At 49.9% G+C, this 10,361-nt stretch carries 10 protein-coding genes; 6 read left to right on the plus strand and 4 right to left on the minus strand.

The features are described from left to right. From ABYP73_RS07560 to ABYP73_RS07585, 6 genes are all read left to right on the plus strand, one after another. The coding region (locus ABYP73_RS07560) for a GyrI-like domain-containing protein (RefSeq protein ID WP_372973909.1) at window positions 1–539 on the plus strand (539 nt) is incomplete at its 5' end. A 60-nt stretch (window positions 540–599) separates the two neighbouring features. Continuing rightward, on the plus strand, window positions 600–890 hold the full coding sequence (locus tag ABYP73_RS07565) for a hypothetical protein (RefSeq protein WP_372946614.1): 291 nt from the start codon (window positions 600–602) through the stop codon (window positions 888–890). 225 nt (window positions 891–1,115) lie between these two features. Continuing rightward, window positions 1,116–2,135: a hypothetical protein gene (locus tag ABYP73_RS07570; RefSeq protein WP_372973910.1), complete on the plus strand. Its 1,020-nt coding sequence runs from the start codon at window positions 1,116–1,118 to the stop codon at window positions 2,133–2,135. 45 nt (window positions 2,136–2,180) lie between these two features. Further along, window positions 2,181–2,936, plus strand: a complete 756-nt coding sequence (locus ABYP73_RS07575; protein WP_372973911.1) for a sulfite exporter TauE/SafE family protein — start codon at window positions 2,181–2,183, stop codon at window positions 2,934–2,936. 4 nt (window positions 2,937–2,940) lie between these two features. Continuing rightward, the gene (locus tag ABYP73_RS07580) at window positions 2,941–3,573 is read left to right on the plus strand and encodes a nitroreductase family protein (protein WP_372973912.1); all 633 of its coding nucleotides are present in this window, start codon (window positions 2,941–2,943) and stop codon (window positions 3,571–3,573) included. 1 nt (window position 3,574) lies between these two features. After that, window positions 3,575–4,777, plus strand: coding sequence for a DegT/DnrJ/EryC1/StrS family aminotransferase (locus ABYP73_RS07585; RefSeq protein WP_372973913.1), 1,203 nt, complete (start codon window positions 3,575–3,577; stop codon window positions 4,775–4,777). Here ABYP73_RS07585 and ribB read toward each other — a convergent pair. The 4 genes from ribB to ABYP73_RS07605 form a co-directional block, all read right to left on the minus strand. After that, the gene (gene ribB / locus ABYP73_RS07590; RefSeq protein WP_372946364.1) at window positions 4,774–5,916 is read right to left on the minus strand and encodes a 3,4-dihydroxy-2-butanone-4-phosphate synthase; all 1,143 of its coding nucleotides are present in this window, start codon (window positions 5,914–5,916) and stop codon (window positions 4,774–4,776) included. The genes ABYP73_RS07585 and ribB overlap by 4 nt on opposite strands. Next, entirely contained in the window at window positions 5,913–7,337 is a 1,425-nt protein-coding gene (locus ABYP73_RS07595) for an LptF/LptG family permease (protein WP_372973915.1), read from the minus strand. The genes ribB and ABYP73_RS07595 overlap by 4 nt, the downstream gene beginning before the upstream one ends. A gap of 73 nt (window positions 7,338–7,410) precedes the next feature. Beyond that, on the minus strand, window positions 7,411–8,055 hold the full coding sequence (locus ABYP73_RS07600) for an outer membrane lipoprotein carrier protein LolA (RefSeq protein WP_372945296.1): 645 nt from the start codon (window positions 8,053–8,055) through the stop codon (window positions 7,411–7,413). Between the two features lie 3 nt (window positions 8,056–8,058). Beyond that, on the minus strand, window positions 8,059–10,361 hold a 2,303-nt coding region (locus ABYP73_RS07605), incomplete at its 5' end, for a DNA translocase FtsK (RefSeq protein WP_372973914.1).

The following is a 10,361-nucleotide window of genomic DNA, read 5'->3' on the forward strand; positions in this document are numbered from 1 at the left end:
CCTCGAAAATCCAAAGAATTGAAAGAGTTGTAAAGGAACAGCAAGAAAGCGGAATACAACCGAACATCAAAAAGACGCAAGGGCTAAAACTCATAGGGATGAAAAAGATCGTCAGTCTAACCAATTACGATCTCTCCGAACTTTGGGGCAGCTTTATGCCAAGGAGGGAGGAGATCATTCATCCGGCCTCTGATGATCTTATTTCGGCTGCCGTCTATCCGCCGGGATATTTTGAGGCCTTTGATCCACATACCCCATTCGAGAAATGGGCGGCACGGGAGGCGAACGATTTTCGGGATATCCCCCAGGGGATGAGCGCTCTTTATATCCCTGAAGGACTTTACTCGGTCTTCTCCTACAAGGGTTCCTCATCAGACAGGCGGATTTATGAGTACATCTTTGCCCAATGGTTGCCCGGATCCGGATACAGCATCGACCACCGGCCTCATTTTGAGGTTCTGGGCGAAAATTACCGCCAATACGACCCCGAATCTGAAGAGGAAATCTGGATCCCTATAATGGCTTCCCAGGGGTCTTGACGAGGAAGATTGTCGACCCGTAAAAAAAATCAGTAACTTTATAGAAACGAACTGAAAATCATGACCCTGTCTTTCAAACGCATTGGATATATTTTCTTGGGGACACTGGTTTTGCTGTGTATCCCTTTGGTCGCTATGCAATTCAGTTCTGAAGTCGACTGGAGTGCGCTTGACTTCCTCGTAGCCGGTATCCTGCTGGCCAGTACTGCCTTTGTATGCGATCTGGTGTGGAGAAATGTATCCAATGACACTTTCAGGATTGTGCTGCTGGTGGCAGCACTGGTCTTCTTTTTCCTGGTCTGGGCCGAGTTGGCGGTAGGGGTATTTGGATCACCATTTGCCGGAAGTTAGATGATAAAACACCACAGACTTCCCATATTCTCCATCGGAAAACATCCCTCAAATAATCACTTTATAACTTGTATTCCCAGGGGATACTCTCATCTGCTTGCTGCCGGACCGACCGTGTGTTTGTTCTTCTTCACTTTATATACGCTTTCTTCCCAGGTTACTCAGGAGGTAATAAGGCCAGAAGATGACTGGCCAGGCGAGCCTGTTACGCTGGAAGATATAAGGTTGGCAGATGCCTTTCCCGGGGGCCCCACTGGAGTATATACCTACGAGGGGGAGCCGTTTAGCGGGAAGGCTATTGCATACTATGAAAACGGCCAGCAGAGGACCCTTAGGGAATTTAGAGATGGAATGAACCACGGGGCCTGGAAGGAGTGGTATCCCAATGGAAAACTAAAACAGGTTCGCAATTTTGAACAGAACAAAGCCCTGGGGAATTGGATAAAATACTCACAGGATGGCAGCGTTTATGACGTAGGGGATGACGATCACATTTTCTACGCTCCTTTTTTTGCCCAAGGTGTTGTACCCGAGGGATATGAAAGCACATCGCCTTCCTTTACTGCCTCGGGGGATACGCTGGTTCTGGCGCTCTACCAGGAATGGGAAGACAAAAACCCGTACATCGCTTATCGGAGGGAAGGTACCTGGGAACTTCAAAGACTGTCCTTTGCGGATACCCTTTACAACCTGGCCATCAATCCGCATGGCAACCGGATCATTTACAAACAATTCGACGAATGGGAGGGGGAAAGGGTCTCTCGCGTTTTTGTGGTGGATAAAACAGGGGAGACATGGGGTAATCCCGTCGAAGTGAAACGCCTGTTTAATATCCATGCAGGCTATTTTCATTTCACGCCTGACAACACCCTGTATTTCTTTGCGAGAAGCCCGAAAACCGGGATCTATTATTCCAATCCCTCAAAAAAGACGATTTATTCAAGACCCCGGTGGCTCAGCGATCAGGTGAGCTTGACAGACAGCGATTCCTTTGATGTCTTCATACATCCCGGGAAGAAAAAACTCATCATTTCCCATTACTACAACCAGGATACATACCCGGAAAGGGGGGAAGTCGGACTGTATTACTACGAGAAAAAGGGGAAATCCTGGGAGAGAGTAAAACGCCTTCCCCTGAGCTATGGCTGGGGCCCCTGCATTACACAAGATGACAATTTCGTCTTTGTACGCAAAGGCGGTATACAGCTCATTCCTCTGGAGGAACTCGGGATTGAATGGAATTGATTGAAGACCTTTCCGGAATAACTTTTTAGCACGTACTTTTGCCCCATGGAACAATGGTACCATTATCCCCTTTTGGTTGTGGTGGGTTTTGTGGTGGGTTTTATAAACACTATAGCGGGAGGTGCTTCACTGATATCCCTGCCCGTTCTTATATTCCTGGGCTTGCCGCCCTCCGTGGCCAACGGTACCAACCGCGTAGCCATCGCTTTTCAGACGGCCATTGGAGTAGCCGGTTTTAAGAGTAAAGGGGTGTCTACCTTTCCCTTCAACGTTTACCTCGGTATCGCAGCGCTCCTCGGTTCTATTCTGGGGGCTTCCATTGCGGTTGATATCAAGGGGGAGACCTTCAATCGTATCCTGGCCATCATCATGATCGTCGTGGTCCTGATCATCGTGTTCAAGCCCAAGATCAGCCTGGAGAACGTGGAGGAACGACTCACCGGGAAATACCTATGGCTAGGGATGCTCGCTTTTTTCTTTATAGGGATCTACGGGGGCTTTATCAATGCCGGGATCGGATTTGTCATCCTCTTGTTTCTTCATTATTTTCACAAGATGAGCCTGGTCAGGGCAAACGCCACCAAGGTCGCTGTGGTCTGCATTTACACCCTGGCCGCCCTGGCCGTCTTTGTATTCAACGATAAGGTGATCTGGAAGGTAGGGGCCGTATTGGCCCTTGGTAACGGATTGGGAGCGTGGTTTTCTAGCCGGGTCTCCGTTAAGAAAGGGGATGGATTCATCAAAACCTTCCTGGTGGTCATGGTGGTGCTGATGGCGATTAAATTGTGGTTTTTTACATAAGCATATGGATAGTATAGAACGATTAAAATGGCGATACGCCGTAAAGAAATTCGATAAGGAGACCCTGCTCCCAAAAGAGAAGATCGACCGCCTTATCCATGCATTCAACCTTACTGCAACGTCCTATGGACTGCAGCCCATCAGGTTGGTGGTGTTAAAGAACAAATCAAAGCAAGGCGATCTGGTGACACATTCCTATGGACAAAAACAGGTGGCCCAGGCGTCTCATGTCCTCGTGATCTGCATAGAGACCAACGTCGACCAGGAATATATCACCCAGTATTTCGAAAAGGTCAGGTCCATTCGGGGGACGAGCGAAAAGATCCTGGACCCTTTCAAGAATGCCCTTATAGAGGACTTTTCCCAAAGACAGAAAGAAGAAATTAAGCGATGGGCCACCAACCAGGCTTACCTGGCCATGGGAAACTTGCTAACCGTCTGTGCTGTGGAAGGAATTGACGCCTGTCCGATGGAGGGCTTCAAACCTGATGCCTACGATGAATTTCTCGATCTGAAATCGAGAAACCTGTCGTCCGTCCTGGTCCTGCCGGTAGGAAAACGTGCAGATGACGATTTTTTCTCGGGCCTGAAAAAGGTCAGAAGGGATTTAGCGGAAACCATCATACACATAGAATAATATGCCGGGATTTGAGATGTTCGGAGCCCTGGAAAGGGCCGAGGTACAGGATGTATTGGACTCGGGGGTGCTGATGCGCTACGGGTTCGACGGAATGCGCAACGGCCATTGGAAAGCCCGGGAACTCGAACAAGCCCTTGCTGCCCGTATGAACACACGGTTCGCCCAGACCGTGAGCAGCGGAACGGCCGCCCTGACCGTTGCCCTGGCAAGTGCGGGGGTAGGTGCAGGCGATGAGGTGATCATTCCCACTTTTACCTTTGTGGCAAGTTTTGAGGCCGTCCTGGCTTTGGGGGCCATCCCCGTCCTCACTGATATTGACGAGACCTTGTGTTTGAATCCCTCAGCCGTGGAGAAGGCCATTACAGAACGTACAAAAGCTGTCATGCCGGTCCATATGTGTGGTTCCATGGCCGACCTGAAAACGCTGAAAGCGATCTGTGACAGACATGACCTCCTCCTGATAGAAGATGCCTGCCAGGCGATCGGAGGCAGTTACGAGGGCAAACCCCTGGGTAGCTATGGAGATGTGGGCTGTTTTTCCTTTGATTATGTAAAGACCATCACCTGCGGGGAAGGGGGCGGACTTATCACGGACAACGAGACGTTTTATCGAAATGCTGACCACTACTCAGACCATGGCCATGACCATGTGGGCAGCGACCGGGGAGCTGAATCCCATCCCTTCCTCGGCTACAATTTCCGAATATCCGAACTCAATGCCGCCGTAGGCGTGGCCCAGATCAGGCGGCTGGATGAATTCCTCAGGATTCAGGAGAACCATTACGGCATCCTTGCGGAGTCCCTGGCCGGACTGGAAGGGATCACGATGAGAAAGATCCCCGTGACGGGGGTTCAGAATTACTCCTTCCTGAACTTTTTTCTGCCTTCAGAGGCGTTAGCCAGAAATGCTCACAAGGCACTGGCAGCTGCAGGCATTGATGGCTGTTTCTACTGGTACGACAACAACTGGCACTACTACAGAAAATGGGAACATCTCACCGAACTTAAGACCCTTGGGCCGGTTAGCCCCGAAGTACAGGAAAAGCTTTCAGGCCTGAAAGACCTGACGTTCCCCTCCTCCGACCACTGGATGGGCCGTAACCTTTCATGTCTGATCAAACTCGGATGGAGCAGGGAAGAAGTGGCACAAAGAGGCGAAAAAATCAAGAATGTGCTGAGGGAGGTCCTGGGGGCAGCCTAATAAGTTACATATTCAACGATTTCCAGTCCGTAACCTACAATTCCCACACGCTTGGTCTGACCGCTGTTGGTGAGGATACGCATCTTGCAGATATGCAGGTCGTGCAGAATCTGCGCCCCAATCCCGAAATCCTTGGTATCCATATCGATCCTGGGTGCCTTCATGATCCCTTTGGCCTGGTTTTCCTTCAGCCCTTTGAGTCGGTTCAACAGGTTGAGGGATTCACTGGTCTGATTGATAAAGACGATGGCCCCTGTCCCTTCGTTGTTGATGGCCTGGAACATATCATCCAGCTTTTTCTCCGCATTGTTTGTCAGGGTACCCAGAATATCGTTATTGACCAGGGTGGAATTGATCCTGGTCAGAACGGCATCGTTTCTTTTCCAGAATCCTTTGGTAAGTGCTATGTGGACCTGCTCATTGGTGGTCTGCTGATAGGCGTGGAGGGTAAATTTTCCGAACCGTGTCTCCACATCAAAACATTCCTTTTTGACAATTAGACTGTCGTGCTGCATCCTGTAGGCCACCAGGTCTTCTATGGAGATGAGTTTAAGGTCGAATTTCCGGGCTACCTCTGCCAGATGGGGCAGCCTGGCCATGGTCCCGTCCTCGTTGAGGATCTCCACCAGGATTCCTGCCGGTTGGAACCCGGCGAGGCGGGCCAGGTCAACAGCAGCTTCCGTATGCCCTGTTCGCCTGAGCACACCGCCATTCTTTGCCCTGAGGGGGAAGATATGGCCGGGTCTGCCCAATTCGTGGGCTTTGGTTTCGGGGTCGACCAGTGCCTTGATGGTCTTCGCCCTGTCGTGAACCGAAATTCCCGTGGTACAACCGTGTCCGATCAGGTCTACGGAAACCGTGAACTGGGTGTGGTGCATAACCGTGTTGTTCTGCACCATCATAGTCAGGTCCAGTTCTTCACATCTTTTCTCTGTGAGCGGAGTACAAATCAAACCCCGGCCGTGCTTGGCCATGAAATTGATCATCTCGGGGCTCACCATTTCTGCCGCAGCGATGAAATCCCCTTCATTTTCCCTGTTCTCATCGTCGACCACGATCACTACCTTCCCCTGACGTATGTCCTCAATGGCCTCTTCGATCGTGTTCAGTTGTATTTTCTTTTCCTTGCTAACCATCATGGGGTCTTGCGTTTAAATCTTTTTTTAATTCCTTCCGAGATCGTGTCCCATACATGTCCAAAACTCATCAATCCCTTGTCTGCCGTGGCCCTCCGTGTGAGAAATATCCCCAAAGGTAACATTATTAAGGTAGATAGCCACGCTCCCAGTACGGGATGAATGTTCCCCTCTTTGGCGTAATTGCCGGCAAACACCCCGATGAAATAATAGGCGAGGAAGAGTACGATGGCGATCACCATGGGGAGTCCAAGCCCACCTTTCCTAATGATCGCCCCCAGGGGAGCCCCCACAAAGAACAGGATGATGCAGGATAAAGCCAGGGCGTATTTTTTGTGAAGGGACAGGATGTGCATGTTGTAGATCTTGTATTTATTCTCGATGTCCTGTTTCTTCCCGCTCACCGAATTCAGGATGTTGGAGATGGCGTTGGCGGCCGAACTGATGATCTGCCGCTGTTGGTATTCCTGGTATAGCCCGAGGATATCGGCTGTATTGGTAACCGTATCCATGGCCTGGTAAGTAGCCGGCAGGGAATCCTTTTGAGAGGCCGTATTGGCTTGTGTATTGCTCAGCGTGTCATTTTCTGCCAAGGGAGCAAAGGCGCCCAGCCTGGTCACAATGTTCTTGGAAAAAGCACCAACAACCGCAAGGTTGTTGTCCCGAATGGAATCAATATCCTTCTTAAGTCGGGAGATGTTCTTCATCTTGTCTGTCCTGATGTTGCGCTCTTCCTCCAGGTCTTGTGTGTTTTCAGGAACTTCTATGTTGATGGTGTAGGTATCGAACTCCGCCTTGGCAAAAGGGAAGTGCTTGCGGTCTTTGGCTGAATTGGGGACCAGTTCCTCATAATAATGCCCGTCTGAAAGCACTAGCTGAATGATATCCGATTCTTCACTGCTGATCAATTCTCCGGAATTTGCCTTGATCACCGTATTGTTCTTCTGGAGGTTGGATTTCTTGTGGATGATGACATGTTGCAGGTATTTGTCATTGTCCCCGAATTTGTTATCGACCTTGATATTCATCCCCTCGAAATCGCTAAAAACACCCTCTTCGATCACCGCTGCCGGTTTCACCTTGGCGATATTCCTGCGCAGGTTGTAGATCTTCTGTTCTGAGGCCGGGATCACGGTATTGGCAAAATAAAAAGTAACCCCTCCGAGAAAGGTAACCAGCATGATCAGGCTCAACATGGAACGCTGCAGGGAAATGCCTGATGCCTTCATAGCCGCGAATTCGTAATTCTCCGCAAAAGCACCAAAGGTGAGGATGGAAGACAGTAAAACGGTGAGGGGAAGGACTTTTTCGGTCAGGTTGGGCATCAGGTAAAAGAGGAATTTCCCGATGATGATGATGTCCAGGCCTTTCCCGGCGATATCGTCAATAAAGAGCCATATCGTCTGGAAGATGAAAATGAACATCAGGATCACAAACGAACTGAAGAAGTTGTACAGGAACCGACTTAGAATATACTGGTCTAGGATCCTCAAGATACTAGTTTCTTATAATGTAATAGCCTTCGTCTTTGTATTTGGCCTCGTCAAAAGTAAATAAGGTTTTTGACAACGGTTGGTCAGTTTTAAAAGAATTAACAGTAATAGTGGTCTTGGTGCCGTTCTTGCCTGTCTCTATCAGCTTGTAAATATGCTTGGTCTGGGCATCGATCCCGAGGAGGATATAAGAGATCTCCGAATGGGTATCAATAGGAGTCAGCTTTACATACTGTATCTTCCTGCCCTGCACGTTCTGAAGGATGTCCCATGCATAGTTGTATCCCTTTTTGTAAAAGGTCAGCAATTTGGAGGGAGTGATGGTATTTTCGTCATCCGACTTATTCTCGATGGTCACCTCCTCATTCTCCGGGACAATGGTATAGACCTTTTTCCCGTCAAACAGCTGCTGCGACCCCAGGTAATTAAAGAGGTACTTTTCTCCCTGCAGGGTGACATCCCCACGAGTTTCCTGGTTGATATTGGCCTCCTTGTTCTCCAGGGTGTATTTAAAATTCACCTCGATGTTGTCATAGCTCTGTACCTTGTTGTACACCTCATCGAGCAATGCTTTGGCTTTGGCTGCTTCCTGGGCAAACACAGGGTTACCCACAAAGAAGATCAGGATCAGGATACTAAATTTTTTCATGTCTTATTTGGTTTCTTCATTCAACATTTTTTCCAGGGTATAGATATCGGGAACAAGCACGGCCCGTGCCTTGCTTCCTTCAAAAGGGCCTACGATCCCCGCAGCCTCGAGCTGATCGATGATACGCCCCGCCCTGTTATACCCCAGTTTGAGCTTTCGCTGAATCAGGGAGGCCGATCCCTGCTGGGCCGTGACAATCACTTCGGCAGCATCCCGGAACATGGCATCCCTTTCCGAAATATCGTAATCAATACCTGTGCCAGAATCTTCGCCAGAATACTCGGGCAAAAGGTGTGCACTAGCATATCCCCGCTGCGAACCGATATAATCAGTGATTTTGGCTACCTCCGGGGTGTCCACAAAGGCACATTGGATCCGGGTGATGTCATTCCCCTGGGTAAAGAGCATGTCGCCCCGGCCAATCAACTGGTCAGCTCCCTGGAAATCCAGGATGGTCCGGGAATCGATCTTTGAGGTCACCCTGAAGGCGATCCTGGCCGGGAAATTGGCCTTGATGATCCCGGTGATCACGTTGACCGATGGGCGCTGGGTAGCGATGATCAGGTGTATCCCGATGGCCCGGGCCAGTTGGGCGAGCCGGGCAATGGGTGTTTCCACTTCCTTGCCGGCTGTCATGATCAGGTCTGCAAACTCGTCTATCACCAGGACGATATACGGCAGATAGGTGTGTCCGTCATTTGGGTTGAGTTTCCTGGCCTTGAACTTGGCGTTGTATTCCTTGATGTTCCGAACCATGGCCAGTTTGAGCAATTCATACCGGTTATCCATCTCAATGCAAAGCGAATTCAGGGTGTGGATCACCTTGGTATTGTCCGTGATGATGGCCTCTTCGGAATCTGGCAGTTTGGCCAGGTAATGCCTTTCGATCTTGTTGTAAAGGGTGAGTTCCACTTTTTTCGGATCGACCAGGATAAACTTGACCTCCGCCGGGTGTTTTTTGTAGAGGAGGGAAGTAAGGACGGCGTTGAGTCCCACAGATTTTCCCTGTCCGGTGGCCCCCGCCATCAGCAGGTGGGGCATTTTGGCCAGGTCCACTACAAAGGTCTCGTTGCTGATGGTCTTTCCAAAGGCAATGGGCAGCTGCATCTCCGCCTTCTGGAACTTGCTCGAGGCGATCACAGACCTCATGGAAACCGTAGTGGCTTTTTTGTTAGGTACCTCGATACCGATGGTCCCCTTCCCGGGAATCGGGGCAATGATGCGTATTCCAAGGGCTGCCAGGGAAAGGGCGATATCGTCTTCCAGGTTTTTGATCTTGGAAATACGGATCCCTGCATCAGGCACGATCTCATAGAGGGTCACCGTGGGTCCGATGGTGGCTTTGATCTGGGCGATCCCGATCTTGTAGTTCTTGAGGGTTTCGACGATCTTGTTCTTGTTCTCCTCCAGTTCCTCCTGGTTGATGGTGATCCCTCCGGAAGATCCGTGGGGATCCAGCAGGTCGAGGTGGGGGAATTTATAATTGCTCAATTCGAGGGTTGGGTCGAATTCCCCGAAATCGGCCACCAGCTTGTCGGACAGGAGATCACTTTCTTCCTTTTCGTCAGTGACCGTATTTACTTCCATGGCGATTTCGTCATCTGCTGAATCAGCCTTTCCTGCTTCGACCTTTGTCTCCTCAGCTGAAGGATCCAGGTGAGGGATGTCTTTTTTATGGGTATAGGTATCCAGGATCACTTCCGTTTCCTCATCTTCCCGGAGAGATTCTTGTGCTTCCGGCTGTGATTTCTTGAAATCGGCGGCGACCGAAGCTGATTTCGACTTAAAAAAACGGGCAACGCCCTCCGGGGTGAGTTTAAAGAGCCTGACTAGGATGATGGTAAGCATGAAAAGGAGGATGAGGAAAACCCCGATCTTGCCTGTATAGTCTTGGAGAAAATCGTTCATTTCATAACCTACGAGGCCTCCGAGCAGGGGCTGGTCATCGGCAAAGAAGCCCAGGGCTATGGAGATCCAGATCAGGAGGACGAGCCCCCAGATCCACTTGTTCCAAAGATTTCTCAAAGGAAGGCTCAGGAAGAGGTAGAGCCCGGTGAGACTCAACAGGAAGGGGATGATCAGAGATGATAATCCGAACCCCCTGTACATGATGTAATGGCTGACACTAGCGCCGAATTTGTTCAGCAGGTTTTTAGCCTGTTCATTCCTGTTGGCAAACTCCGTCAGCAGGCTTTGGTCGTCCTGCCAGGTGAAGTAAAAGGAAACAAAGGAAAAGAACAGGGCGATGCTCAAAAAAATCAACAGGCTTCCCAGAATGATCTTGTTCTGTCTGGAAAACCTTAAAG

The organism is Muriicola sp. (genome assembly GCF_041567615.1).
Lineage (GTDB): Bacteria > Bacteroidota > Bacteroidia > Flavobacteriales > Flavobacteriaceae > Muriicola.

Coding starts and splice junctions, on each gene's coding strand:
- ABYP73_RS07565 (WP_372946614.1), top strand. CDS start 600: ATGACCCTGTCTTTCAAACGCATTGGATATATTTTCTTGGGGACACTG.
- ABYP73_RS07575 (WP_372973911.1), top strand. CDS start 2,181: ATGGAACAATGGTACCATTATCCCCTTTTGGTTGTGGTGGGTTTTGTG.
- ABYP73_RS07580 (WP_372973912.1), top strand. CDS start 2,941: ATGGATAGTATAGAACGATTAAAATGGCGATACGCCGTAAAGAAATTC.
- ABYP73_RS07585 (WP_372973913.1), top strand. CDS start 3,575: ATGCCGGGATTTGAGATGTTCGGAGCCCTGGAAAGGGCCGAGGTACAG.
- ribB (WP_372946364.1), bottom strand. CDS start 5,916: ATGATGGTTAGCAAGGAAAAGAAAATACAACTGAACACGATCGAAGAG.
- ABYP73_RS07595 (WP_372973915.1), bottom strand. CDS start 7,337: ATGTTCATTTTCATCTTCCAGACGATATGGCTCTTTATTGACGATATC.
- ABYP73_RS07600 (WP_372945296.1), bottom strand. CDS start 8,055: ATGAAAAAATTTAGTATCCTGATCCTGATCTTCTTTGTGGGTAACCCT.